This window comes from Streptomyces sp. SCL15-4, assembly GCF_033366695.1.
Lineage (GTDB): Bacteria > Actinomycetota > Actinomycetes > Streptomycetales > Streptomycetaceae > Streptomyces.
Window position 1 is genome coordinate 6666951 of record NZ_JAOBTQ010000001.1, and the last position, 24864, is coordinate 6691814.

The following is a 24864-nucleotide window of genomic DNA, read 5'->3' on the forward strand; positions in this document are numbered from 1 at the left end:
TGCCCCCTTCCCAAGCAATGGTTCCCGGCAATACCTTATGGCTCCCGGCTCGGCCGAAGAAAGCGCGATGGCGCCGAAGGAGGCTCACCCGTGGCAGACCGCACAGCCCCGCTCAGCGTCGAGGAACTGCACGCCCTCGTCGCCGGCGGTGAGATCGACACCGTCGTCCTGGCCTTCCCCGACATGCAGGGACGGCTCCAGGGAAAGCGGTTCGCCGCCCGCTTCTTCCTCGACGAGGTCCTGCACCACGGCGCCGAGGGCTGCGACTACCTGCTCGCGGTCGACCCCGAGATGAACACCGTCGACGGCTACGCGATGTCCTCCTGGGAGCGCGGCTACGGCGACTTCGCCATGCGCCCCGACCCCGCCACCCTGCGCCGCGTCCCCTGGCACCCCGGCACCGCCCTGCTCCTCGCCGACCTCGCCTGGCAGGACGGCAGCCCGGTCGCCGTCGCGCCCCGCCAGATCCTGCGCCGCCAGCTGGAGCGGCTCGCCGCCCTCGGCTACACCGCCCAGGTCGGCACCGAGCTGGAGTTCATCGTCTTCAAGGACAGCTACGAGGCGGCCTGGGACGCGGGCTACCGCGGCCTGACCCCCGCCAACCAGTACAACGTCGACTACTCGATCCTCGGCACCGGCCGCGTCGAGCCGCTGCTGCGCCGGCTGCGCAACGACATGGCCGGCGCCGGCCTCACCGTGGAGTCCGCCAAGGGCGAGTGCAACCCCGGCCAGCACGAGATCGCCTTCCGCTACACCGAGGCCCTGCGCACCTGCGACCAGCACGCCCTGTACAAGACCGGCGCCAAGGAGATCGCCGCCCAGGAAGGCGTGTCGATCACCTTCATGGCCAAGTACAACGAACGCGAGGGCAACTCCTGCCACATCCACCTCTCGCTCGCCGACGCCGACGGCCGCAACGCCATGGCCGGCCCCGACGGCATGTCCGACGTGATGCGGCACTTCCTCGCCGGACAGCTCGCCGCCCTGCGCGACTTCTGCCTCCTGTACGCCCCGAACATCAACTCCTACAAGCGGTTCCAGCCCGGCTCCTTCGCGCCCACCGCCGTCGCCTGGGGCCACGACAACCGCACCTGCGCCCTGCGCGTCGTCGGCCACGGCCGCTCCCTGCGCTTCGAGAACCGCCTCCCCGGCGGGGACGTCAACCCCCACCTCGCCGTCGCCGCACTGGTCGCGGCCGGGCTGTACGGCGTGGAGCGGCAACTCGAACTGCCCGAGCCCTGCGCCGGCAACGCCTACACCGCCGGGTTCGAGCACGTCCCGACCACCCTGCGCGAGGCCGCCGGGCTGTGGGAGAACAGCGAGATCGCCCGGGCCGCCTTCGGCGAGGAGGTGGTCGCGCACTACCGCAACATGGCGCGCGTCGAACTGGACGCCTTCGACGCCGCGGTCACCGACTGGGAGCTGCGCCGCTCCTTCGAACGCCTGTGAAAGGTCACCCCGTGTCCGACCCGAACGAGCTGACCGTACTCAACCCCGCCACCGAGGAGACCGTCGCCGTCGTCCCTGCCGCGAGCGAGGAGGACGTCGCCGCCGCCGTCGTGCGGTCCGTACGGGCCCAGCGGGCCTGGGCCGCCCTCGCCCCCGCCGACCGGGCCCGGCTGCTGCGCCGCTTCGCGGACGCGGTCGACGCCCACACCGAGGAACTCGCCCGGCTGGAGGTCCGCGAGGCCGGCCACACCCTCGGCAACGCCCGCTGGGAGGCCGGCAACGCCCGCGACCTGCTGCTCTACGCGGCCGGTGGTGCCGAACGCCTGCTCGGCAGCCAGATCCCGGCGCCCGGCGGCTGGGACGTCACCTTCCGCGAACCGCTCGGCGTGGTCGGCGTGATCGCCCCCTGGAACTTCCCCATGCCGATCGCCGCCTGGGGCTCCTTCCCGGCACTCGCCGCGGGCAACACGGTCGTCCTCAAGCCCGCCGAGGCCACGCCGCTCACCGCGCTCCGCCTCGCCGGCCTGGCCCTGGAGGCGGGCCTGCCCGAAGGCGTCCTCCAGGTGCTGCCCGGCTACGGCACCACCGCCGGGCGCGCCCTGGTGGACCACCCGGACGTCGCCAAGATCGTGTTCACCGGCTCCACCTCCACCGGCCGCGAGGTCATGGAACGCTGCGCCCGCCAGGTCAAACCCGTCACCCTCGAACTCGGCGGCAAGAGCCCCAGCGTCGTCTTCGCCGACGCCGACCTCACCGCCGCCCTCGACCCCTTCTCCTTCCTCGACAACGCCGGCCAGGACTGCTGCGCCCGCACCCGCATCCTGGTCCAGGAGAGCGTGCTGGAGGAGGCCCGGGCCCTGCTCGCCGACGCGCTGGCCGCCGTGGTCGTCGGCGACCCGGCCGACGAGAAGACGCAGATGGGCCCGCTGATCTCGGCACGGCAACGCGAGCGCGTACGGTCCTGCGTCCCCGACGACGCCCCGGCCCTGCGCGGCAGCGCACCCGACGGCCCCGGCTTCTGGTTCCCGCCGACCGTGCTCACCGGCGAACGGCCCGACAGCCGGGCGGCCCGCGAGGAGATCTTCGGACCCGTGGCCGTCCTGCTGCCCTTCACCGACGAGCAGGACGCCGTCCGCCTCGCCAACGACACCCCCTACGGCCTGTCCGGCTCGATCTGGACCCGGGACGTGGGCCGCGCCCTGCGCGTCTCCCAGGCCGTCCGCGCCGGCAACCTGTCCGTCAACTCCCACTCCAGCGTCCGCTACTGGACCCCGTTCGGCGGCTTCAAGCAGTCCGGCCTCGGCCGCGAACTCGGCCCCGACGCCCTGGCCGCCTTCACCGAGACCAAGAACGTCTTCATCAGCACGGAGGGCCCCGCACTGTGACCGACACCCCTGTCTGCCGCCGCCTGGCCGGCCGTACCGCCGTCGTGACCGGAGCCGGCAGCGGCATCGGACTCGCCACCGTCCGCCGCCTCGCCTCCGAGGGCGCCCGCGTCGTCTGCGCGGACGTCGACGAGACCCGCGGCAAGGCCGCCGCCGACGAGGCCGGCGGACTCTTCGTCCACACCGACGTCACCGACCCCGAACAGGTCGAGGCGCTGTTCAAGACGGCGTACGACACCTACGGCAGCGTGGACATCGCCTTCAACAACGCCGGCATCTCCCCGCCCGACGACGACTCCATCCTGGAGACCGGCCTGGAGGCGTGGAAGCGTGTCCAGGAGGTCAACCTCACCTCCGTGTACCTGTGCTGCAAGGCCGCCATCCCCTACATGCGGCGCCAGCGCAAGGGCTCCATCATCAACACCGCGTCCTTCGTGGCCCGGATGGGCGCCGCCACCTCGCAGATCTCCTACACCGCCTCCAAGGGCGGGGTCCTCGCCATGTCCCGCGAACTCGGCGTGCAGTTCGCCCGCGAGGGCATCCGGGTCAACGCGCTGTGCCCCGGCCCGGTCAACACCCCGCTGCTCCAGGAGCTGTTCGCCAAGGACCCCGAGCGCGCCGCGCGCCGCCTGGTGCACATCCCCGCCGGCCGGTTCGCCGAGGCCGAGGAGATCGCCGCCGCCGTCGCCTTCCTCGCCAGCGACGACTCCTCCTTCGTCAACGCCACCGACTTCCTGGTGGACGGCGGACTCACCGGCGCCTACGTCACCCCCCTGTAGAAGGCGTCACAGGAACGCGCGCCCCTCGCCCCGGTAGGTCGGCACGGTCGCGGTCACCGTGTCGCCCTCGATCAGGTGCAGTGCCTCGAACCGCTCGCACAGCTCGCCCGCCTTGGCGTGCCGGAACCACACCTTGTCGCCGATGAGCAGGTCGTCGGCGGGCGAGCCGAGCAGCGGGGTCTGCACCTCCCCGGGACCCTCCTGCGGGTCGTACCGCAGCCCCTCGGGCAGATACGGCACCGGCAGCCGGTCCGGTCCCGCGACGCCGGAGGCCGGATAGCCGCCGCCCAGCACCGTGACCACACCGACGCCGGGCCGCCGGACCACCGGCTGCGCGAACAGGGCGGCCGGGCGGCCGGTGAAAGAGGTGTAGTTGTCGAACAGACGCGGCACGTACAGCCCCGAACCGGCGGCGATCTCGGTGACCGCGTCCTCGGCCGCGGTGTGCTGCACGCTGCCGGTGCCGCCGCCGTTGACGAACTCCAGGTCCGGGACGACGGCCCGTACCGCCCGGACGACCGCCGCCCGCCGCTCGGCCAGCTCCCGCCGGGCCGCCGCCTGCATCAGCCGGACCGCCCGGGACCGCACCGGCCGGCCCGCGACCGCGTCCCCGACCCCGGCGACATGACCCTCGTACGCCATGATCCCCACCAGCCGGAAGCCCGGCCGCCGGGCCACCGAGCGGGCCAGCTCGGCGAGTTGGGCGGGGGAGCGCAGCGGCGAGCGCCGGGCGCCGATCCGCACCCGGCCGCCCAGCAGCCGCAGCGAGGTGTCCAACTCCAGGCAGACCCGCACGACTTCGCGTCCGCCGTCGCGGGCGGCGTCGACGAGATCCAGGTGCGCCGGGTCGTCGATCATCACGGTGACGGCACCGGCGAGCTTGGGATCGGCGGCCAGCTCGGCGAACCCGGCCCGGTCGGCGGACGGATAGGCCAGCAGGACGTCCTCGAACCCCGACCGCGCGAGCCACAGCGACTCGGCCAGGGTGAACGACATGACGCCCTGGAAGCCCTCCCTGGCCAGGACCCGTTCCAGCAGGGCCCGGCAGCGCACCGACTTGCTGGCGACCCGCACGGGCTTGCCTCCGGCCCGGCGCAGCAGGTCGTCCGCGTTGGCGTCGAACGCGTCCAGGTCCACGATCGCGAGAGGGGCGTCGAGATGGGCGGTGGCCCGGTCGTAACGGGCCCGGGCGGCGGCAGGCGCAGTCATGGCGGAAGCCTGCCAGAGAGGATTACCGCAGGGTAGGGGGACGTTCCGGGCAGATGCCCCGGGCGCGCGGACCGGTTCCGTCCCGGTGCCCGACAAGCCGTAGAGTGACGCGCACGTACGGCGGAGCGCGGCGCACCAGGTGAACCGGGATGCCCGTCCGGCCGTACGGGTATGCGTGCCCGGGAGGAACCTGCGCGCCGGGCGCGGCCGGGCGACGGACGGCCCGCGGACGAGGAGACGGCCCGGGCACGAGGAAACGGGGGGTGCATGAGCACGGAAGCGCGGCACACCCCCGTACCGCCCCGCCCCTCGGCCCCACCGCCCACCGCGGCCGCGGTCCGCCCCGACGGCGGCCCGGCCGACGATCCCGACGACGAGCCGTCGGTCTTCACCCCGCGCGCCGTACGGCCCCCGCGCCCGCCGGTGGTGCCCGGGCCCCCCGACCCGGTGAGCCCGCCGCCGCCACCGGCGTCGGCCCGCTTCCCCGACGTACCGCCGAGCACGGCCGGCACCCCGTCCGATCCCACCGCCCGCCCCCGGCCCACTGACAACCCCGGCGCCCTGCCCCACCAGGGCCATCCGGCCGCGACCCCGGCGGCAATGGCCGGACCTGGTGCGGCTTCCGGGCAGGGCGACCCGACCGTGGCCCGGGCCGCATCCGGTGCGGCTTCCCGGCAGGGCGTGCCGGCCGCGGCCCCGGTGTTCCCGGTCGGACCTGGCGCGGCTTCCGGGCAGGGCGTGCCGGCCGCGACTCCGGCGGGCCCGACCGGTCCCGGTGCGGTTTCAGGGCAGGGCCGCCCGACCCCGGCGGGAACGGCCGGTTCCGGCGCGGCTTCCCGGCACGGCGTCCCGACCGTGGCCCCGGCCGGTCCCGGCTCCGCCTCCCGGCAGGGCCATCCGGCCGCGGCCCCGGCGTTCCCGGCCGGTCCCGGCTCCGCCTCCCGGCAGCACGACCCGGCCGCGACCCCGACGGGAACGGCCGGTCCCGGCGCGGCTTCCCGGGAGGGCCGCCCGACCGCGACCCCGGCCGTACCCGGCGCCGCCTCCCGCCAGGGCCATCCGGCCCCGCCCCCGGCGGCCCCGGCCGCATCCGGCGTGGCCTCTCGGCAGGGCGTCCCGGCCGAGATGCCTGCGGAGACGACCACGCGGCTCCGGCCCGTTCCCTCCGCTCACCCCGCCTCCGGCGGCGGTCCGGCCGCCGGACAGCCGGTGGCCGGGGCGCGGTCCTGGATTCCGCCAGCGGCCGGCGGGCCCGGCCCCGGCCGCTTCCGGAGCGCCGCGCCGGCCGGCCGGCCGGTCGTGTCGTTCGCGGAACCCGAGCTGTCCGGCGCGCGCACGCGCTCCCGGGTCGGGCCGCGTACCGCCGCGGCCGCCACCTGCCTCGTGCTCGGACTCGGCCTCATCGGCGGCGCCGCCGCCGGCAGCTGGTTCACCGGGGACGGCGGGGACGACGACGGCCGCACCGCCTACAGCGCCGCCGGCGCGCTCTGGCACAGCGTGCCCGTGGACCAGCTCTTCCCGTCCACCGTGCAGGGCACCGGCGCCGGCCCCGGCGGAGCCGACCGCACCTGGACCCGGATCGCCGTGGCCCCGGACGGCGGCTGCGCACACGCCTTCGACCCGCTGCTGGCCCGGGCCCTCGCCCCGGCCGGCTGCCGGCGGCTGCTGCGCGCCACCTACACCGACGCCACCCAGACCTACGTCACCACCGTCGGCCTGCTGTTCACCAAGGCCGACCCCGCCGCCATGGCCGCCCTCGCCGCCCGCTTCCGCGACGAGCGCCTGGACCGGCGCGCCGACCTGATGCCCCGGCCGTACGCCGCCGCCGGCACGGCCGCCGCCGGCTTCGGCGACCGGCAGCGGGCCTCCTGGACCCTCTCCGTCCTCACCGACGCTCCCGTCGTGGCCTACGCCGTCACCGGCTGGGCCGACGGCCGCGTCGTCGACGCGCCCCAGCCCGCCGCCGACGCGGTGCGGGCCGGTGCCGGCACCGCGCCGGCTCAGGCCGGGCTCGGCAACGAGGCCAAGGGGCTGGCCGATCGCATCGAACGACGGCTGCGCAAGACTGTCGGTACGGCCACGGAGAGGCCCGCATGACCCGATCGGCCGGCGGCCGTCACCGCCACCGGGCCTTCGCCGCCGCGGCGAGCCTGCTGCTCACCGGCTCCCTCGCCCTGCTGCCCGCCACCACGGCCCACGCCGACGGCCTGCGCGCCCAGCAGTGGGCGCTGTCCGCGCTCCATCTGGACGAGGCCTGGCAGACCACCAAGGGCCGCGGCGTCACCGTCGCCGTCCTGGACACCGGCGTGGAGGCCGAGCACCCGGACCTCGCCGGCAACGTCCTGCCCGCCCAGGACATGATCGGCTTCGGCGCCGGCCCCGGTGACCGCCTCTGGGCCCGGCACGGCACCGCGATGGCCGGCATCATCGCCGGGCACGGCCACGGCCCCGGCGGCAACGACGGCGTCCTCGGCGTGGCTCCCGAGGCGCGGATCCTGCCGGTCCGCGTGATCCTGGAGGACGGCGACCCCGCCCGCGCCAAGGCCCGCACCACGCGCGGCACCGCCCTCGCCGACGGCATCCGCTGGGCCGCCGACCACGGCGCCGACGTCATCAACCTCTCCCTCGGCGACGACTCCAGCTCGGCCCACCCCGAACCCGGCGAGGACGAGGCCGTGCAGTACGCCCTGAACAAGGGCGTGGTCGTCGTCGCCTCCGCGGGCAACGGCGGCGACAAGGGCGACCACGTCTCCTACCCGGCCGCCTACCCGGGCGTCATCGCCGCCACCGCCGTGGACAAGTACGGCATCCGCGCCGCCTTCTCCACCCGCCGCTGGTACGCGGCCGTCAGCGCGCCCGGCGTCGACGTCGTCATCGCCGACCCCGACCACAAGTACTACGCGGGCTGGGGCACGAGCGCCGCCTCCGCCTTCGTCTCCGGAGCGGCGGCCCTGATCCGCTCGGTCCACCCGGATCTGGCCCCGGCCCAGATCAAGAAGCTGCTGGAGGACACCGCCCGCGACGCTCCGGCCGGCGGCCGGGACGACTCCCGGGGCTTCGGCATGATCGACCCGGCGGCGGCCCTGAAGGCCGCGGCCCGCCTGCAGCCGCGCCGCCTGCGCGCCGCGTCGTACGGCGAGAAGTACTTCGGCCCCGGCCCGGACACCCCCGGACCCGGCACCGGCACCGCCGACTGGACGGCCCCGCTGGCCGGCGGCGCGGGCGCGGTCCTCCTGGTGGCCGGGGTGGTCCTCTGGCGCGGCCGCGGACGGCCGCTGTGAGAACGCGCTACCCGGCGATGTACCCGATCTCCGGGTAGCGCGCCGAAGCGCCCCGCAGCAGCCGTCCGGTGTCGGGCCGGCCGCGCAGCCAGAGGTCGAAGAAGGCCCGCACCGTGGCCCGGACGGCCGCGACCGCCCGGTCCGCGGGCACCGTGCCGACGTCCAGCGGCAGCCCGGGCGGAAGCTGCGGCGCGAGGGCCACGATGTCGGTGAAGGACAGGTGCCCGGCGTCCGCGAGCCGCAGGCAGCGCCGCCAGCCGCGCAGGTTCCGCCAGAACTCGGGCCAGTGCGGGTCCTTGACCAGACCGTCGTGGCCCGCCGTGTCCATCAGCAGGAACGGCCGGTCCAGACCGCGCCCGACCACCGGTCCGAACACCGTGCCGTCCAGGTCGGCGCCGGCCCGCACCCGGTCGTCCAGGTCCATCAGGGCCGCCGCCGCGGCACCGCCCCGGGAGTGGCCGAAGGCTCCCACGCGCGTCAGGTCCAGGGCGCCGCGCAGTCCGCGCGGGAGCCGGCCCGGCCCGGCGCCCGGGGCGCCGCCCCGGGCCAGGACGGTGAGGTGGTCGAGCACGAACCGCAGGTCGGCGGCGCGCACCGCGACCGCGGCGACGACCTCCTCCTCGCTGTCCTCGCCGACCGAGCGCACCACACGGCCGTCCGGGAACTCCACCTCGCCCGAGTCGTGGGGATGGTCGACCGTGACCACCACATAACCCCGGGACGCCAGCTCCTCGACCACCAGGGTGTTGAACGTGCGGTCCGAGCCCGCGCCCGGCGAGTACAGCAGCACCGGCCGGCGGCCCGGCCGGGCCGGAGCCCGGTCCGCGCTGTGCGTCAGGGGGAGCGCGTAGCCGTCGAGCACACCGCCGTAACGGGCCTTCAGCGCCCGCTCGGCGCCCGGCGACAACCACGGCAGCAGCGGGCGGTCCCGGACCTCGGCGGCCGGATAGGCGACGGTCGCCATCAGCTCGCGCGGCCCGCCCGCCCACGGGTCGGTCCGCGACCGGTCGACCAGGTGCAGCTCCACCGCGCCCACCGGGAGCGGCCCGGTGGGACCGGCCAGCCGGACGGGGACGAGGCCGGACGCCGAGGCGTAGGCGGGCGGCGCCGGCGCGACCGCGGCGGCGGCGGCCGCGAGGCCACCGAGGACGAGGGAACGGCGAGTCGGGTGTACGGGAGGCATCCCGCTCCTTCCACGACCGGCCCGGCACCCCGTGCGCGGAACGCCGCGATCCGGCCTGCTGTTGGTCAACTTCCCCGCAGTCTAGGACGGTTGACGCGGCGAGCCGGTCGCGCGCCGGCGCACGCTGACAGCGCCCAGCCCCGGTCGCGTCCCCGTCCGCCACCAGACAGCCGCTCCCGTCCGCCCCCACCCGTCCGCCGCCGACGCCCTCGACGTCCACGGCGTCCACGGCCCCGCCCGTGCCGCCTGCCGGTTCCCGGCGGCCCGGCACCGGCCCGGCGGCCTCTTCCCACGCGGCCCGCTATAGGGTCGGTGACCGTGGCGAACAAGAACATTCCCGACCCCGGCTTCTCCGACGACGACGGCTCCGCCGACCCCCGGCTGAGCGCCGCGCTCGCCGCCTGGGCCGAGGACCGCGGCGCCCTCGGGCCCGTCCTGGAGGCGCTCAAGGGCGCCCGTCTGCTGGTTCCGGTCGTCGCCGTGCTCGGCGAGGTCGAGGAGGACGGGAACGGTCTGCGCCGCGAGAAGACCAGCGACATGGCCGTCCCCACCCTGAAGGCCGGCGACCGCACCGCGCTGCCCGCCTTCACCTCCACCGACTCCCTCGCCCGCTGGGACCCCGAGGCCCGCCCGGTCGCCGTCCCCCTGCACCAGGCGCTCCAGGCCGCCGCGCACGAGAAGGCGGACACGATCGTGCTGGACCTCGCCGGACCGGTGCCGTTCGAGCTGACCGGCCCGGCGCTGCTCGCCCTCGCCGAGGGCCGCACCAGCACCGATCCGCTCGCCGACCCGGCCGTGGTGGCGGCCGTCCGTACGGCGGTGGCGGCGGAGCCCGCCGTGCTGCGCGCCCATCTCGGGCCCGGGCGGGCCGACGGCACCCTCGCCCTCGTCCTCGACCCGGCCGCGCCGCCCGCCGAGGCCGCCCGCGCGGTCGCCGGACGGCTCGCCGCCGACGAGACACTGCGGGCCCGCCTGGTGCGCGGCCTCGACCTGGCACTGCTGCCGGCCGGGACCACGCCTCCTGGCGAGCCCTTGTACGTGAAGGAACAGACCCCCTGAAAGAAGGGGGAGCGGGTCAGCCGTAGACCGGGCCGGTGTACTTCTCGCCCGGTCCCTGGCCCGGCTCGTCCGGGACGACCGACGCCTCGCGGAACGCCAGCTGGAGGGACTTCAGGCCGTCGCGCAGCGGGGCCGCGTGGAAGGAGCTGATCTCGGTCGTGCTCGCGTCCAGCAGGCCGGCGAGCGCGGTGATCAGCTTGCGGGCCTCGTCCAGGTCCTTGAACTTCTCGCCCTCCTCGCTCAGCCCGAGCTTCACGGCGGCGGCGCTCATCAGGTTGACGGCGACCGTCACGATCACCTCGACGGCGGGGACCTCGGCGATGTCCCGGGTCATCGCGTCGAAGTCGGGGGACTCAGGAGGGGTGTCACTCATGCCCCACACGATAGGCCCCGCCGGGCGCGCCCCGACCCGCGGGAGCCCGCCCCGCACGGCCCGCGGCGCACGGTTTGGCACCCTCTGTGGCAACCCTGTAGTCTGGGGGAAACGACCGGCCGGACACCTGCGTGTTCGGCCCACAAGTGGAGGCTCCGATCTCCCACCTGCTCCGTCCTCAGGGACGGCGGGTCCGGTCAGGCGACCGCCATCGTTCCGTACGGGCGATGGAGTCGCCCGAAAGCGCGCCCCGCGACATCGCGGCGGTGCTCCGGACGTATGGGAGCCCCGCATGTGATCGTCCGGGGCATTTTTGTTGCCTCGGCGCGGTTAGGTCTAACGAACACAGACGTTACGCGGCTGTCCGCCAGACCGTCGCGTGGTGCTACCGAGGAGGATCCATCAGCGCCGAGCCCCGCATCAACGACCGGATTCGCGTTCCCGAGGTGCGACTTGTCGGTCCCAGTGGCGAGCAGGTCGGCATCGTGCCGCTCGCGAAGGCACTGGAGCTTGCGCAGGAGTACGACCTGGACCTGGTCGAGGTCGCGGCGAACGCCCGTCCGCCCGTGTGCAAGCTCATGGACTACGGGAAGTTCAAGTACGAGTCGGCCATGAAGGCCCGTGAGGCGCGCAAGAACCAGGCGCACACGGTCATCAAGGAGATGAAGCTCCGGCCGAAGATCGACCCGCACGACTATGACACCAAGAAGGGTCACGTCGTCCGGTTCCTCAAGCAGGGCGACAAGGTCAAGATCACGATCATGTTCCGTGGCCGTGAGCAGTCCCGCCCCGAGCTGGGCTACCGACTGCTGCAGCGGCTCGCGGAGGACGTCCAGGACCTCGGCTTCGTGGAGTCGAACCCGAAGCAGGACGGCCGCAACATGATCATGGTCCTCGGTCCGCACAAGAAGAAGACCGAGGCGATGGCCGAGGCCCGTCAGGCGCAGGAGGCCCGCAAGGCCGAGGCGAAGGCGAACCCCGGCAAGTCGCAGAACCCTGCCGAGGCCGAGGCGTCAGAGGCGCCGTCCGAGGAGCCGGCCGAGGCGTGATCCCCGGGGGATGTGCACCTGTGCGTCCCCGAGGATGTAACCGATAGAAGAGAGCGACGCTCCACCGTGCCCGGTTTTCACGACCGGGCACCGGAGCGCCACCGACGAGGAGATAACGGCGCTATGCCGAAGAACAAGTCGCACAGCGGTGCCAGCAAGCGCTTCAAGGTCACCGGCTCCGGCAAGGTGCTCCGCGAGCGCGCCGGCAAGCGCCACCTGCTCGAGCACAAGTCGTCCCGCGTCACGCGTCGCCTCACCGGCAACGCCGAGATGGCCCCGGGCGACGCCGCGAAGATCAAGAAGCTTCTCGGCAAGTGACGCGGCGGCGCTCTGCGAGCGCCGTGCGTCGGGACCGGGACCGAATCGTTTCCGGGTCGTGTGAGGACCCCCACGACCCCGCTACAAGGAGTTAACAAGTGGCACGCGTCAAGCGGGCAGTCAACGCCCACAAGAAGCGCCGGGCGATCCTGGAGCAGGCCTCCGGCTACCGCGGTCAGCGTTCGCGCCTGTACCGCAAGGCCAAGGAGCAGGTCACCCACTCGCTGGTCTACAACTACAACGACCGCAAGAAGCGCAAGGGCGACTTCCGTCAGCTGTGGATCCAGCGCATCAACGCCGCTGCCCGCGCCAACGGCATCACCTACAACCGCTTCATCCAGGGTCTGAAGGCCGCGAACGTCGAGGTCGACCGCAAGATCCTGGCCGAGCTGGCCGTGAACGACGCGAACGCCTTCGCGGCGCTCGTCGAGGTCGCGCAGAAGGCGCTGCCGTCGGACGTCAACGCGCCGAAGGCCGCGTGACGCCGCGCTGGCTCTGAGCCGACGTTCACTTCGGGACCCGCAGGCTGTATGGCTTGCGGGTCCTGTTGTTGGGGCCTCGGGGCAGTCGTCCGGCTGCCGGCCGGTGGGGGCTGGTCGCGCGGTTCCCCGCGCCCCTCGCCGGGCGCCGTAGCCGCCCAGCACAGAAACAAGAGCACTCTCTCGAAGGTGAAGAACAACATGCCCCCCGTCAGCCCCGAGCTGATCTCCCCCCGGTCCGCGCGTGTCTCTGCTGCCCGGCGGCTTGCCAAGCGGAACTTCCGGGGCAAGGACCGGCTGTTCCTCGCGGAGGGGCCGCAGGCCGTGCGGGAGGGCGCCGGGCACCGGGGAGCGGACGGCGGCGCGACGCTCGTGGAACTGTTCGCCACCGTCGAGGCCGCGGAGCGGTACGCCGACATCGTGGGGGAGGCCCGCGACGCCGGTGCCCGGGTGCACCTGGCCTCCGAGGAGGTCATCGCCGAGATCTCCACCACCGTCACCCCGCAGGGCCTGGTCGGGGTCTGCCGGTTCCTGGACACCCCCTTCGAGGACATCCTCGCCGCACGGCCGAAGCTGGTCGCCGTCCTCGCCCATGTGCGCGACCCCGGCAACGCCGGCACCGTGCTGCGCTGCGCCGACGCCGCCGGCGCGGACGCCGTGATCCTCACCGACGCCTCCGTCGACCTGTACAACCCCAAGGCCGTCCGGGCCTCCGTCGGCTCCCACTTCCACCTGCCCGTCGCCGTGGGCGTGCCCGTGGAGCGGGCCGTGGCCGGTCTGAAGGAGGCCGGCGTGCGCATCCTCGCCGCCGACGGGGCCGGCGACCGCGACCTGGACGAGGAACTGGACAAGGGCACCATGGGCGGCCCCACCGCCTGGGTGTTCGGCAACGAGGCCTGGGGACTGCCCGAGGAGACCCGCGCCCTCGCCGACGCCGTCGTACGCGTCCCCATCCACGGCAGGGCCGAGAGCCTGAACCTCGCCACGGCCGCCGCCGTATGCCTCTACGCGTCGGCCCGCGCCCAGCGCGCCCCGGGAGGATGCCGCTCCGTCACCCGGAGCTAGGTCCTGGCCGCCGCATTTCCGTCCGTCCGGCACCGGCCGGGCGCGGCGGACGCCACGGGACCCGCCCTTCGGGCGGACGACGGGAATTCGGCGGCGGGCCCTAGTAGGGTGACCAGCGCGGGGCCCTGCGCCGTCTGAGAGGTGGGGTACGGGGATGAGAGTGTCCGGCACGAGCGCCGCGCCGGAGGGACGGGACGCGCGGGACACCTCCGTGCCCGGGCCGGGCGGACACCGGGGCCTCGACCCGGACCAGCTGCCCGACGGCCTGGTCATCGCCGACGGACACGGCCGCGTGACCTGCTTCAACGCCGCCGCCGCGCGCATCACCGGGGTACGGCCCGCCGACGCCCTCGGACAGCCGCTGGAGAAGGCGCTGCCGTTAGAGGACCTGGAGGGCCGCCGCTGGTGGCAGCTCACCGACCCCTACGGCGGGCTCGCCATCCGGGTCCGGCAGCCGGAACGCAACCTGCTGCTGCCGGGCGGCCGGGAGGTGCTGGTCTCCGCCCGCTATGTGCGTGACGAACCGCTGGGGCCGGTGCGTTCCGTCGTCGTCTCCCTCCGGGACACCGAGGCCCGCCGCCGCACCGAGCGCAGCCACGCCGAGCTGATCGCCACCGTCGCCCACGAACTGCGCTCCCCGCTGACCTCCGTGAAGGGCTTCACCGCCACCCTGCTCGCCAAGTGGGAACGCTTCACCGACGACCAGAAGCGGCTCATGCTGGAGACCGTCGACGCCGACGCCGACCGGGTCACCCGGCTCATCGCCGAACTGCTGGACATCTCCCGCATCGACTCCGGGCGCCTGGAGGTGCGCCGCCAGCCCGTCGACATCGGTGCCGCCGCCTCCCGGCACATCCAGGCCTACGTGGCCGCCGGCCAGCCCGCCGAGCGCTTCCTGCTCCGCGTCGAACAGCCGCTGCCCGCCCTGTGGGCCGACCCGGACAAGATCGACCAGGTGCTCGGCAACCTCATCGAAAATGCCGTGCGGCACGGTGAGGGAACCGTCACCATTGACGTCACGCCCTCGGCGTCCCCGCGCGAGGGCGAGGAAACCGGCACGTCGGTCACGGTGAGCGACGAAGGGTCCGGCATCCCGGAGGAGTCCATGAATCGCGTCTTCACCCGCTTCTGGCGGGGCAGCAAGCGCGGCGGCACCGGGCTCGGGCTGTACATCGTCAAGGGCATCGTGGAGGCCCACGGCGGCACCATCACGGTGGGCCGCGCCCAGCGCGGCGGCGCCGAGTTCCGATTTATCCTGCCCGTGTCGGCCCCGGCGTATCTCGCCTGACGGCCCACGGGCTCTTCGTACACCTCCGCCCCGTTAGACTCGGCCTTTGGCACCTTTGTGTCCTTCACACGGGCCGGCGGGCACGCAGAGCCGGTCACGGGGACCATCCGCCAGGGGGCACCTCCCAGCGTCAGCTGGGGGACAAACGGAAGCACGGGAAGAGATGTCGGCACCCAATAAGTCGTACGACCCTGTCGAGGTCGAGGCGTTGAAACCGGAAGAGATCGAGCGCATGCGGGACGAGGCGCTCGCCGCCTTCGCCGCCGCGGACTCCCTCGACGCGCTCCACGAGGCCAAGGTCGCCCACACCGGCCCCGCCTCCCCGCTGGCCCTCGCCAACCGGGAGATCGGCGCCCTGCCCCCGCACGCCAAGGCCGAGGCCGGCAAGCGCGTCGGCATGGCCCGCGGCGCCGTGAACAAGGGTCTCGCCGCCCGCCAGACCGAACTGGAGGCCGAGCGCGACGCCCGGGTGCTGGTCGAGGAGGACGTCGACGTCACGCTGCCGTACGACCGCGTCCCGGCCGGCGCCCGCCACCCCCTCACCACGCTCTCGGAGCGCATCGAGGACATCTTCGTGGCCATGGGCTACGAGGTCGCCGAGGGTCCGCAGGTCGAGGCGGAGTGGTTCAACTTCGACGCGCTCAACATCGGCCCGGACCACCCGGCCCGCGGCGAGGCCGACACCTTCTTCGTCCAGGGCCCGGACGGCGGCGCCGAGTCGGGTGTGGTGCTGCGCACCCACACCTCGCCCGTGCAGATCCGCTCGCTGCTCGACCGCGAGCTGCCGGTCTACGTGATCTGCCCCGGCCGCGTGTACCGCACCGACGAGCTGGACGCCACCCACACCCCGGTGTTCCACCAGGTCGAGCTGCTCGCCGTGGACGAGGGCCTGACCATGGCCGACCTCAAGGGCACCCTGGACCACATGGTCCAGTCCCTGTTCGGTGAGGGCATGAAGACCCGGCTGCGCCCGAACTTCTTCCCCTTCACCGAGCCGAGCGCCGAGATGGACATGCTCTGCTACGTCTGCAAGGGCGAGTCCGTCGGCAACTCCGACCGGCCCTGCCGCACCTGCTCGTCCGAGGGCTGGATCGAGCTGGGCGGCTGCGGCATGGTCAACCCGCGGGTGCTCACCGCCTGCGGCGTCGACCCGGAGAAGTACAGCGGCTTCGCCTTCGGGTTCGGCATCGAGCGGATGCTGATGTTCCGCCACAACGTCGAGGACATGCGAGACATGGTCGAGGGTGACGTCCGGTTCACCCGGCCGTTCGGGATGGAGATCTGATGCGGGTCCCGCTTTCTTGGCTGCGGGAGTACGTCGACCTGCCGGCGACGGAGACCGGCCGCGACGTCCAGGCCAAGCTCATTTCGGCAGGCCTGGAGGTCGAGACCGTCGAGCAGCTCGGCGCCGACCTCAAGGGCCCGCTGGTCGTCGGCCAGGTGCTGACCATCGAGGAGCTGGAGGGCTTCAAGAAGCCGATCCGCTTCTGCACGGTCGACGTCGGCCAGGCCAACGGCACCGGCGAGCCCCAGGAGATCGTCTGCGGCGCCCGCAACTTCGCGGTCGGCGACAAGGTCGTCGTGGTCCTCCCCGGCGCCACGCTCCCCGGTGGCTTCTCCATCGCCGCCCGCAAGACCTACGGCAGGGTCTCGCACGGCATGATCTGCTCCGGCGACGAGCTGGGCATGGGCGACGACGGCACGCACGGCATCATCGTGCTGCCGCCGGAGACCGAGGTCGGCAAGGACGCCATCGAGCTGCTGGAACTGGTCGACGAGGTCCTGGACATCGCCGTCACCGCCAACCGCGGCGACTGCCTGTCCATCCGCGGCGTGGCCCGCGAGACCGCCATCGCCTACGGCCTGCCGCTGCGCGACCCCGCCCTGATCGACGTACCGGCCCCGAACGCCTTCGGCCACCCGGTCCAGGTCTCCGAGCCGTACGGCTGCGACCGCTTCACCGCCCGCACGGTCACCGGTCTGCGAGCCGAGGCACGCTCCCCGATCTGGCTCCAGCGCCGGCTGCAGAAGGTCGGCATGCGCCCGATCTCGCTCGCCGTGGACATCACGAACTACGTGATGATGGAGCTGGGCCAGCCGCTGCACGCCTACGACCGGAAACTGGTCCAGGGCACCATCGGCGTGCGCCGGGCCGAGGAGGGCGAGAAGCTCGTCACCCTCGACGGCGTCGAGCGCACGCTGCACGGCGAGGACCTGGTCATCACCGACGAGCGGGGCCCGATCGGGCTCGCCGGCGTGATGGGCGGCGCCGACACCGAGATCGCCGACCACGAGGACGCGGAGAACGCGACGACCGAGGTGGTCATCGAGGCCGCCCACTTCGACGCCGTCTCCATCGCCCGTACGGCCCGCCGGCACAAGCTGCTGTCCGAGGCGTCCCGCCGCTTCGAGCGCGGTGTCGACCCGCAGGCCGCCGCCGCTGCCGCGCAGCGCACCGTGGACCTGCTGGTCCTGCTCGCGGGCGGCACGGCGGAGGCCGGTGTCACCGAGGTCATCGCGCCCTCGGCGCCGCACACCATCACCCTCCCGGCCGACCACCCCGACAAGGTCGCGGGCGTCACCTACGGCCGCGAGACGGTCGTCCGCCGCCTCCAGGAGGTCGGCTGCGACGTCTACGGACAGGACGAGCTGATCGTCACCGTCCCGTCCTGGCGGCCCGACCTGGCCGACCCGAACGACCTCGCCGAGGAGGTCATCCGCCTGGAGGGCTACGAGAACCTGCCCTCCACGCTGCCCAAGCCCCCCTCCGGCCGCGGTCTGACCCACCGCCAGCGGCTGCACCGCCGGGCCGGCCGCGCGCTGGCCGGCGCCGGGTACGTCGAGGCGCCGAACTACCCCTTCGTCGGCGAGCAGGTCTTCGACCAGCTCGGGCTGGCCGCCGACGACCCGGCCCGCCGGGTCGTCAGGCTGGTCAACCCGCTCAGCGACGAGGAGCCCGCGCTGCGCACCACGCTGCTGCCGGGCCTGCTCGGCGCCCTGCGGCGCAACGCGGGCCGGGGCTCGCACGACCTCGCGCTGTTCGAGACCGGCCTGGTCTTCCACCCGCGCGAGGAGAACGGTGCCGCCGCGCACCTGCCCGTCGACCGGCGTCCCACCGACGAGGAGATCGCCGCGCTGAACGCCGTGCTGCCCGAGCAGCCGCGGCACGCGGCCGTCGTCCTCGCCGGCGCGCGCGAGCAGGCCGGCTGGTGGGGCAAGGGCCGCCCGGCGGACTGGGCCGACGCCGTCGAGGCGGCGCGCGCCCTCGCCCGCGAGGCCGGTGCCGAGCTGGTCGTGCGCAAGGGCCAGTACGGTCCCTGGCACCCCGGCCGGTGCGCCGAGCTGGTGGTCGCCGCCGACGGCACCGAGAAGGTCGTCGGCCACGCCGGCGAGCTGCACCCGCGGGTCGTCAAGAGCCTGGGCCTGCCCGAGCGCACCTGCGCGATGGAGCTGGACCTGGACGCCCTGGAGGCGGCCGGCGACGGCGTGCCGCAGGCTCCGGGCATCTCCACCTTCCCGGTCGCCACGCAGGACGTCGCCCTCGTCGTCGACAAGCCCGTACCGGCCGCGGAGGTCGAGGCGGCGCTGCGCGAGGGCGCGGGTGAACTGCTGGAGTCCATCCGGCTGTTCGACGTGTACGAGAACGCGGAGCAGCTCGGCGACGGCCGCAAGTCGCTCGCGTACGCGTTGCGGTTCCGCGCCGGTGACCGGACGCTGACCGTGGACGAGGCGTCCGCGGCGCGCGACGCGGCGGTCGCCCTCGCGGGCGAGCGGACGGGTGCGGTGCTGAGGGGCTGAACGCCGCTCGGTGCATAAATGCGGATTGGCTGACGGTCGGATCACTCATTCGAGTGGGGACTCGGGGTGATCCGGCCCCTTCGGGGTCTGCCGTCGACAGAATCGGACCGGCCTTTCGGGGCCGGTCCGTCTGCTCTGTCAGGCCCACATGGGGGACCACAGGCATGATTCGCATCAAGGCACGGGCGCCCACCGGGCGGACAACCGTCCTGCCCACGGTCTGGGGAGCCGCCGCGGTCGGCTACAAGTTCGGCTGCCCGCTCGCCCAGCAGAACGGGCTCGGGGCGCGCATCGTGACCAGCGCCGTGTTCTTCGCCGTCGGCACCGGCCTCATACTGCACGTCCGCCGCACCCTGCTGAGGGAGCTGCGGCTCGCCCGGCGGGTGGCGCGCGCCGCGCAGAACGTCGTCCTGCGCCCGCTGCCGCCGCGTCTCGGCGGGATCGACGTCGCCGCCGCGCAGCTCTCCGCCGACCGGGGCGCGAGCGTGGGCGGCGATCTGTACGAGGCCGTCGCCACCGAGCACGGCGTGCGGGTGGTGATGGGCGACGTGCGGGGCCACGGCCTGGCCGCCCTCGGCACCGTCGCCGCCCTGCTCGGCAGCTTCCGCGAGGCCGCGCACGACGAGGTCCGGCTGGACCGCGTACTGCGCCGGCTGGACCGGGCCCTCGCCCGCCATCTGCGCGACCGCGCCCGTACCGGACACCCGGCGCACGCCGGCGCCGAACCGGACCCGGTCTCCGAGGAGTTCGTCACCGTGCTGCTCCTGGAGATCGGCCACGACGGCGAGGTGCGTGCCCTCAACTGCGGCCACCCCTGGCCGTATCTGCTCAGCGGTACGACGGTCGGTCCGCTCTCGCGCCTCGATCCGCTGCCGCCGCTCGGGCCGTTCCCGCTGCCAGCCGAGCCGGCGGTCCGCTCCTGCGGCCGGCTGCTGCCGGGGGAGTTGCTGGTGCTGTTCACGGACGGGGCGGAGGAGGCGCGGGACGCGCGAGGGCGGTTCTTCCCGCTGCCGGAGGTGCTGGCGGACGCGGTGCGCGGGCAGCCGGTCACCCCGCAGACGGTCCTGCGCACGGTCTTCGGCGCCCTCCTCGACCACACCGGCGGCACCCCGGACGACGACGCCGCCCTCCTGGTGCTGTCCAGCGCGCGCGGACCCGGCCCCGAGGCGGCGGCGGACCCCGGCGCCCGGTTCACACCCCGTGTGAAGGCGGAGCCACTACGCTGACCGCATCAGGCCATCCGGGGGTCATCCCATGCAGCCCAACACTCTGCTCGACGCCATCCTGGACGAGGCGGGCATCTCGCACGCCGGCCTCGCCGCCCACGTCAACCAGGCGGGCCGCGGACGCGGTCTCGCGCTGCGCTACGAACACACCGCCGTGGCACGGTGGCTGAAGGGCCAGCGGCCCCGCGGCCAGGTGCCCGACCTGATCTGCGAGGTGCTGGCGGCGCGGCTCCAGCGGCCCGTCACGCTCGACGACATCGGGCTCGGCGTGCCCGGCGAACCCGCCGGCTCGCACGCCGGTTCGCTCGGCCGGTTCGTGGAGCGGGCCACCGCCCTGTGGCGGTCGGACGAACAGCAGCGGCCCCACGTGCTCGGCGCCTGCGCGGTCACCGGGACGCCCGCCGTGATGCCGGTGTGGGAGTGGGAGAACCCGCCCGAGGACGTCGACGTCTCCCGGGGCGGCCGGCAGCAGGTGACCGCGGCCGACATCGAGGTGCTGCGCGCCGCCCGAGCGCACTACGAGCAGATGTACCGCAAGGCCGGCGGGATCGCGACCCGGACCCGCGTCGTCGGCTTCCTCAACGCCGAGGCCGCGCCGCTGCTGCGGGGCAGTTACACCGACGCCACCGGACGCCAACTGCACCGGGCCACCGGCGGCTTGGTGGCGATCGCGGGCATCTGCGCGTACGACTCCGACGCCCACGGACTGGCCCAGCGCTACTTCCACCAGGCGCTCAGGCTCGCCAAGGCCAGCGGGGACCGGGGGCTCGGGGCGTATGTGATCGCGCTGCTGGTCAACCAGTCGCTGTTCATGCGGGAGTACCGGCAGGCCGTCGCCTTCGCCGAGGCCGCGCTGCGCACCGCCGGCCGGCACATCACCCCCGCGCTCGCCTCCGACCTGTACGCCATGCAGGCCAAGGCGTACGCCCACCTCGGCGACGGCGGCGGCGCGCTGTCCCGCATCCGGCGCGCGGAGACGGCGGCCGAGCGGATCCGGCGCGGCCACGAGCCCGACGAGACCGGCTATGTGCAGCCGGGACTGGTCCATGTGCAGGTGGCCGAGGCGCTGCTCAGCCTCGGCGACCTGACCGCGGCCCGGGAGCACGCGGCGGCGGCCGTCGGCACCCCCGCCCACGACCGGGGACGGGTGCACCGGCTGGCCATGCTCAGCACCATCGAGCTGCGCCGGGGCAACGCCGACCGGGCCGTCGCCACCGCGGTGCAGATGGCGGAGCAGGCCCGCGGCATGGAGTCCCAGCGGCTGCGCGACCGGCTCCGCGCGGTGCGCGAGCATCTGGTGCGCTGCGGCTCGGCCGGCACCGCCGAGGCCGCCGAACTGATCGACGGAGCGCTGCGCGTGCCGTTGTAGGCCCACTGTGGGGTACACGGTCCCTGCTGCGATATTGCCACTCCCCGACGGAAGGTGGCATACCGTGCAGTGGACGAAACACTGTGAAAAAACCGTGTATGAGAACCGCTGGTTCCGTGTCAACCTCGCGGATGTCGAGCTGCCGGACGGCCGGCACCTCGACCACTTCCTCATCCGGATGCGCCCCGTGGCCGTGGCGACGATCGTCAACGAGGCGAACGAGGTGCTGCTGCTGTGGCGGCACCGCTTCATCACCGACAGCTGGGGCTGGGAGCTGGCGGCGGGCGTCGTCGAGGACGGCGAGGACATCGCGTGCGCGGCGGCCAGGGAACTGGAGGAGGAGACCGGCTGGCGGCCGGGGCCCCTGCACCACCTCATGAGCGTGGAGCCGTCCAACGGCCTCACCGACGCCCGGCACCACGTCTACTGGTCCGACCGGGGCGAGCACGTCGGACATCCCGTGGACGACTTCGAGTCGGACCGGCGGGAATGGGTCCCCCTCAAACTCGTCCCCGACCTCATCGCCCGTGGGGAGGTCCCGGCCGCCAACATGGCGGCCGCGTTACTGCTGCTGCACCACCTCAGGCTCGCCGAGGGCTAATGGGCCTTCAGCGCCTGCCACAGCGTCACCACGAGCGCGCCGACCGCGGTCAGCGCGGCGAGCGAGGGCAGCGGCCAGCGCGCGTGTTCCAGCGAGGCCATCCGGGAGTTCAGGTCGTCCAGTTCCTTGGCGGTCTCCTCGGTGCGGTGGCGGAGCAGTGCCAGGCCTCCCTCGACTCGGGCGTACGCCACATCAAGGCGGCGCCGTAACTCTGCGAGTTCTCCATGGACCACGGGATGCTCCGGTTCGACGGTCACGGGTCCGCTCCTCTCGGTAGTCGAAATGAATGGTTCCGCATCCCTTGCATGCGCATCATGAGTCAACTCGCCTGGTGGGCGCGTGGGGAGCGTGTGCGGCGGGCATCTGTGTGCCCGGCGCGCACACGGTGTGTGAAACGGTCGGGCCCGGCACCGTACTCCGGTGCCGGGCCCGATGGCGTCGCTCTTCGTAATCAGCCGTAGGTGTAGAAGCCCGAGCCGGTCTTCCGGCCGAGCCGGCCCGCCTCCACCATGCGCTGGAGCAGCGGGGGAGCGGCGTACAGCGGCTCCTTGTACTCGGCGTACATCGAGTTGGCGATGGAGACGATGGTGTCCAGGCCGATCAGGTCGGACAGCTTCAGCGGGCCCATCGGGTGGGCGCAGCCCATCTCCATGCCGTTGTCGATGTCCTCGCGGCTGGCGATGCCGGACTCGAACATCCGGATCGCGGAGAGCAGATAGGGCACCAGCAGCGCGTTCACCACGAATCCGGAGCGGTCCTGGGCGCGGATGGCGTGCTTGCCGAGCGCCTTCTCGGCGAAGACCTGGGCACGGCTCAGCGTGCCCTCGGAGGTGGTGAGCGCCGGGATCAGCTCGACCAGCTGCTGCACCGGGGCCGGGTTGAAGAAGTGGATGCCGACCACATGGTCCGGGCGGGAGGTGGCGACGGCCAGCTTCACCAGCGGGATCGAGGAGGTGTTGGAGGCCAGGATGGCGTCCGGCCGGGTCACCACCTGGTCGAGCACCTGGAAGATCTCGGTCTTGACCTGCTCGTTCTCCACGACGGCCTCGATCACCAGGTCCCGGTCGGCGAACTCGCCGAGGTCGGTGGTGAAGCTCAGCCGGGCCTGGGCGGAGTCCCGCTCCGCCTCGGTGATCTTGCCGCGCTCGGCGGCCTTGGCCAGGGAGTTGTACAGCCGGGTACGGCCGAACTCCAGGGCCTCGCCGGTGGTCTCGGCGACCTTCACGTCCAGTCCCGCGCGGGCGCACACCTCGGCGATGCCCGCGCCCATCTGGCCGCAGCCCACGACTCCGACGCGCTCGATGTCGGTCACATCGTCCCCTTCGCTGGTCTTCCGGCTGGCTGGCAGGACCTCCGGGTTTCGGCGCCTGCTCCGATCGTGCACGTTACCGCCAAGTATCGATGATCGATCGCCCGGGTGGGGGCATGCTGGAGCGCGGAACGATCCGTGAGCGAGCGGATCCGGAGCGTACGGGAGGTACCCGGTGGCACGCGTCTCGCGGCGGGTCCTGGCCCGGGCCGCACTGTCCGCACTGGCCGTGCCGGCCCCCGCCCCGGGCGCGCCGCCGCCCGGAACCGCCGCGGTCGCCGCCGCGGGCCCGCGCCGTCCGCCGCGGGCCGCCGGCGAGCTGCGGGGCGTCTGGATCGCGACCGTCGCCAACCGGGACTGGCCCTCGCGGCCCGGCCTCACGGCGGCCCGGCAGCGCGCCGAGCTGACCGCGCACCTCGACCGCGCGGTCCGCGCCCGGCTCAACACGGTGATCCTCCAGGTGCGGCCGGCCGCCGACGCGCTGTGGCCGTCGCCGTACGAGCCCTGGTCCGAGTGGCTCACCGGCACCCAGGGCCGGAACCCGGGCTGGGACCCGCTGGGCACCGCCGTCGAGGAGGCCCATGCCCGGAGCCTGGCACTGCATGCCTGGTTCAATCCGTACCGGGTCGCGAACCACACCGATCCCACCCGGCTGGCCCCTTCCCACCCGGCCCGCAGGCACCCCGGCTGGGTGGTGCCGTACGGCGGCCGGCTGTACTACAACCCGGGGCTGCCCGAGGTCCGCGCCTTCGTGCGGCGGGCGATGCTGGACGCGGTCGCCCGCTATCCGGTCGACGCCGTCCACTTCGACGACTACTTCTACCCCTATCCGGTCGCCGGGCAGACCTTCGACGACGACGAGGCCTACGACCGCCACGGCGGTGCCTTCCCGCACCGGGCCGCCTGGCGCCGGGACAACATCGACACGCTGGTGCGGGAGACGGCCGCCGGGATCCGCCGGGTCCGGCCCGGCACCCGGTTCGGGATCAGCCCGTTCGGCGTCTGGCGCAACGCCGCCACCGATCCGCGCGGCTCCGGGACCCGGGCGGGCGTCCAGACGTACGACGACCTGTACGCGGATACCCGCACCTGGGTCCGCGAGCACTGGATCGACTACGTCGTCCCGCAGCTGTACTGGCACATCGGCGACCCCGCCGCCGACTACGCGGCCCTCGTCGCCTGGTGGTCCGAGGCCGCCCGGTCCACCGCGACGCACCTGTACCTCGGCGAGGCGCTGTACAAGGCGGGCGCGGCCGGGCAGCCGGCGGCCTGGCAGGACCCGGCCGAGCTGTCCCGGCATCTCACGCTCGCCGCCCGGTATCCGCAGGTGCGCGGGCATGTGTTCTTCGCCGCCGGGGACCTGGCGGCCGACCCGGCCGGCGCGATGGCGCGTGTGGTCGCCGACCACTACCGGGGGCCGGCGAGACCACCGCGCTGACTACGGCTGCCGCTCGTTCCTGTGCTCGACCTGGCAGTCGGGCCCGGGAGACATGATCGTCTCGTGTCCGTTCTCGGCGCGGACGCGGTACGGCGGATTGCCCTCGGAACCGAGTACTTCGACCACTTCCACGACATGGTCCTGCTGGCCCACCACCCTGCCGTGCTGGACCAGCCTGTCGCCCTTGGACGCGTGCATCGGGGCCC

General features: G+C 73.9%; 23 protein-coding genes. 17 read left to right on the plus strand and 6 right to left on the minus strand.

Annotation, left to right across the window (positions count from 1 at the left end; genetic code table 11):
• Nucleotides 1-90: 90 nt before the first annotated feature.
• The 3 genes from SCK26_RS29935 to SCK26_RS29945 are packed head-to-tail and all read left to right on the plus strand — an operon-like array spanning nucleotide 91 to nucleotide 3613.
• Entirely contained in the window at nucleotides 91-1449 is a 1359-nt protein-coding gene (locus SCK26_RS29935; protein ID WP_318204458.1) for a glutamine synthetase family protein, read from the plus strand.
• Nucleotides 1450-1460: 11 nt separating this feature from the next.
• On the plus strand, nucleotides 1461-2834 hold the full coding sequence (locus tag SCK26_RS29940; RefSeq protein WP_318204459.1) for an aldehyde dehydrogenase family protein: 1374 nt from the start codon (nucleotides 1461-1463) through the stop codon (nucleotides 2832-2834).
• Nucleotides 2831-3613 (plus strand): 3-oxoacyl-ACP reductase, encoded by a 783-nt coding sequence (locus SCK26_RS29945; protein ID WP_318204460.1) that lies wholly within the window; start codon nucleotides 2831-2833, stop codon nucleotides 3611-3613. The genes SCK26_RS29940 and SCK26_RS29945 overlap by 4 nt, the downstream gene beginning before the upstream one ends.
• A 6-nt stretch (nucleotides 3614-3619) precedes the next feature.
• On the opposite strand, the gene SCK26_RS29950 is transcribed toward SCK26_RS29945, so the two are convergent.
• On the minus strand, nucleotides 3620-4822 hold the full coding sequence (locus SCK26_RS29950) for an amino acid deaminase/aldolase (protein ID WP_318204461.1): 1203 nt from the start codon (nucleotides 4820-4822) through the stop codon (nucleotides 3620-3622).
• A gap of 267 nt (nucleotides 4823-5089) precedes the next feature.
• Here SCK26_RS29950 and SCK26_RS38040 point away from each other — a divergent pair, with 267 nt between their 5' ends.
• Both SCK26_RS38040 and mycP read left to right on the plus strand, forming a co-directional pair.
• Nucleotides 5090-6919 carry a hypothetical protein gene (locus tag SCK26_RS38040; protein ID WP_412080793.1) on the plus strand — a complete coding sequence of 610 codons (1830 nt, stop codon included), beginning with the start codon at nucleotides 5090-5092 and terminating at the stop codon, nucleotides 6917-6919.
• The gene (gene mycP / locus SCK26_RS29960; protein ID WP_318204462.1) at nucleotides 6916-8103 is read left to right on the plus strand and encodes a type VII secretion-associated serine protease mycosin; all 1188 of its coding nucleotides are present in this window, start codon (nucleotides 6916-6918) and stop codon (nucleotides 8101-8103) included. The genes SCK26_RS38040 and mycP overlap by 4 nt, the downstream gene beginning before the upstream one ends.
• A 7-nt stretch (nucleotides 8104-8110) precedes the next feature.
• Here the strand turns inward: mycP and SCK26_RS29965 are convergent, their stop codons facing one another.
• Complete coding sequence (locus SCK26_RS29965; protein ID WP_318204463.1) at nucleotides 8111-9286, minus strand: lipase; 1176 nt, start codon at nucleotides 9284-9286, stop codon at nucleotides 8111-8113.
• Nucleotides 9287-9604: 318 nt separating this feature from the next.
• Between SCK26_RS29965 and SCK26_RS29970 the strand changes: the two genes are divergently transcribed.
• Entirely contained in the window at nucleotides 9605-10345 is a 741-nt protein-coding gene (locus SCK26_RS29970; protein WP_318204464.1) for an SseB family protein, read from the plus strand.
• Nucleotides 10346-10361: 16 nt separating this feature from the next.
• Here the strand turns inward: SCK26_RS29970 and SCK26_RS29975 are convergent, their stop codons facing one another.
• Nucleotides 10362-10718, minus strand: coding sequence for a DUF1844 domain-containing protein (locus SCK26_RS29975; protein ID WP_318204465.1), 357 nt, complete (start codon nucleotides 10716-10718; stop codon nucleotides 10362-10364).
• A 401-nt stretch (nucleotides 10719-11119) separates the two neighbouring features.
• Between SCK26_RS29975 and infC the strand changes: the two genes are divergently transcribed.
• From infC to SCK26_RS30025, 10 genes are all read left to right on the plus strand, one after another.
• The gene (gene infC, locus SCK26_RS29980; RefSeq protein WP_078844373.1) at nucleotides 11120-11767 is read left to right on the plus strand and encodes a translation initiation factor IF-3; all 648 of its coding nucleotides are present in this window, start codon (nucleotides 11120-11122) and stop codon (nucleotides 11765-11767) included.
• Between the two features lie 123 nt (nucleotides 11768-11890).
• Nucleotides 11891-12085, plus strand: coding sequence for a 50S ribosomal protein L35 (gene rpmI / locus SCK26_RS29985; RefSeq protein ID WP_004933563.1), 195 nt, complete (start codon nucleotides 11891-11893; stop codon nucleotides 12083-12085).
• Between the two features lie 98 nt (nucleotides 12086-12183).
• Nucleotides 12184-12567 (plus strand): 50S ribosomal protein L20, encoded by a 384-nt coding sequence (gene rplT / locus SCK26_RS29990; RefSeq protein WP_006141703.1) that lies wholly within the window; start codon nucleotides 12184-12186, stop codon nucleotides 12565-12567.
• Between the two features lie 198 nt (nucleotides 12568-12765).
• Entirely contained in the window at nucleotides 12766-13629 is an 864-nt protein-coding gene (locus SCK26_RS29995; RefSeq protein ID WP_318204466.1) for an RNA methyltransferase, read from the plus strand.
• Between the two features lie 154 nt (nucleotides 13630-13783).
• The gene (locus SCK26_RS30000) at nucleotides 13784-14917 is read left to right on the plus strand and encodes an ATP-binding protein (protein WP_318204467.1); all 1134 of its coding nucleotides are present in this window, start codon (nucleotides 13784-13786) and stop codon (nucleotides 14915-14917) included.
• 163 nt (nucleotides 14918-15080) lie between these two features.
• Nucleotides 15081-16202, plus strand: a complete 1122-nt coding sequence (gene pheS, locus SCK26_RS30005; protein ID WP_318204468.1) for a phenylalanine--tRNA ligase subunit alpha — start codon at nucleotides 15081-15083, stop codon at nucleotides 16200-16202.
• The gene (gene pheT, locus SCK26_RS30010; RefSeq protein WP_318204469.1) at nucleotides 16202-18715 is read left to right on the plus strand and encodes a phenylalanine--tRNA ligase subunit beta; all 2514 of its coding nucleotides are present in this window, start codon (nucleotides 16202-16204) and stop codon (nucleotides 18713-18715) included. The genes pheS and pheT overlap by 1 nt, the downstream gene beginning before the upstream one ends.
• Nucleotides 18716-18879: 164 nt before the next feature.
• Nucleotides 18880-19941: a PP2C family protein-serine/threonine phosphatase gene (locus tag SCK26_RS30015; protein ID WP_318204470.1), complete on the plus strand. Its 1062-nt coding sequence runs from the start codon at nucleotides 18880-18882 to the stop codon at nucleotides 19939-19941.
• Between the two features lie 28 nt (nucleotides 19942-19969).
• On the plus strand, nucleotides 19970-21310 hold the full coding sequence (locus SCK26_RS30020) for a transcriptional regulator (protein WP_318204471.1): 1341 nt from the start codon (nucleotides 19970-19972) through the stop codon (nucleotides 21308-21310).
• A gap of 64 nt (nucleotides 21311-21374) precedes the next feature.
• Nucleotides 21375-21911 carry an NUDIX hydrolase gene (locus SCK26_RS30025; protein ID WP_318204472.1) on the plus strand — a complete coding sequence of 179 codons (537 nt, stop codon included), beginning with the start codon at nucleotides 21375-21377 and terminating at the stop codon, nucleotides 21909-21911.
• Here the strand turns inward: SCK26_RS30025 and SCK26_RS30030 are convergent.
• Nucleotides 21908-22168 carry a hypothetical protein gene (locus SCK26_RS30030; protein ID WP_318204473.1) on the minus strand — a complete coding sequence of 87 codons (261 nt, stop codon included), beginning with the start codon at nucleotides 22166-22168 and terminating at the stop codon, nucleotides 21908-21910. The genes SCK26_RS30025 and SCK26_RS30030 overlap by 4 nt on opposite strands.
• A 194-nt stretch (nucleotides 22169-22362) precedes the next feature.
• Nucleotides 22363-23223, minus strand: coding sequence for a 3-hydroxybutyryl-CoA dehydrogenase (locus SCK26_RS30035; protein WP_318204474.1), 861 nt, complete (start codon nucleotides 23221-23223; stop codon nucleotides 22363-22365).
• A 172-nt stretch (nucleotides 23224-23395) separates the two neighbouring features.
• Between SCK26_RS30035 and SCK26_RS30040 the strand changes: the two genes are divergently transcribed.
• On the plus strand, nucleotides 23396-24658 hold the full coding sequence (locus SCK26_RS30040; RefSeq protein WP_318204475.1) for a glycoside hydrolase family 10 protein: 1263 nt from the start codon (nucleotides 23396-23398) through the stop codon (nucleotides 24656-24658).
• On the opposite strand, the gene SCK26_RS30045 is transcribed toward SCK26_RS30040, so the two are convergent.
• On the minus strand, nucleotides 24659-24856 hold the full coding sequence (locus SCK26_RS30045) for a DUF1918 domain-containing protein (protein ID WP_318204476.1): 198 nt from the start codon (nucleotides 24854-24856) through the stop codon (nucleotides 24659-24661). It abuts the gene before it with no gap.
• Between the last annotated feature and the right edge of the window lie 8 nt (nucleotides 24857-24864).

Coding starts and splice junctions, on each gene's coding strand:
- SCK26_RS30045 (WP_318204476.1), bottom strand. CDS start 24,856: ATGCACGCGTCCAAGGGCGACAGGCTGGTCCAGCACGGCAGGGTGGTG.
- SCK26_RS38040 (WP_412080793.1), top strand. CDS start 5,090: ATGAGCACGGAAGCGCGGCACACCCCCGTACCGCCCCGCCCCTCGGCC.
- mycP (WP_318204462.1), top strand. CDS start 6,916: ATGACCCGATCGGCCGGCGGCCGTCACCGCCACCGGGCCTTCGCCGCC.
- SCK26_RS30020 (WP_318204471.1), top strand. CDS start 19,970: ATGCAGCCCAACACTCTGCTCGACGCCATCCTGGACGAGGCGGGCATC.
- pheT (WP_318204469.1), top strand. CDS start 16,202: ATGCGGGTCCCGCTTTCTTGGCTGCGGGAGTACGTCGACCTGCCGGCG.
- SCK26_RS30015 (WP_318204470.1), top strand. CDS start 18,880: ATGATTCGCATCAAGGCACGGGCGCCCACCGGGCGGACAACCGTCCTG.
- SCK26_RS29975 (WP_318204465.1), bottom strand. CDS start 10,718: ATGAGTGACACCCCTCCTGAGTCCCCCGACTTCGACGCGATGACCCGG.
- SCK26_RS29950 (WP_318204461.1), bottom strand. CDS start 4,822: ATGACTGCGCCTGCCGCCGCCCGGGCCCGTTACGACCGGGCCACCGCC.
- rpmI (WP_004933563.1), top strand. CDS start 11,891: ATGCCGAAGAACAAGTCGCACAGCGGTGCCAGCAAGCGCTTCAAGGTC.
- SCK26_RS30000 (WP_318204467.1), top strand. CDS start 13,784: ATGAGAGTGTCCGGCACGAGCGCCGCGCCGGAGGGACGGGACGCGCGG.
- SCK26_RS29965 (WP_318204463.1), bottom strand. CDS start 9,286: ATGCCTCCCGTACACCCGACTCGCCGTTCCCTCGTCCTCGGTGGCCTC.
- SCK26_RS29995 (WP_318204466.1), top strand. CDS start 12,766: ATGCCCCCCGTCAGCCCCGAGCTGATCTCCCCCCGGTCCGCGCGTGTC.
- pheS (WP_318204468.1), top strand. CDS start 15,081: ATGTCGGCACCCAATAAGTCGTACGACCCTGTCGAGGTCGAGGCGTTG.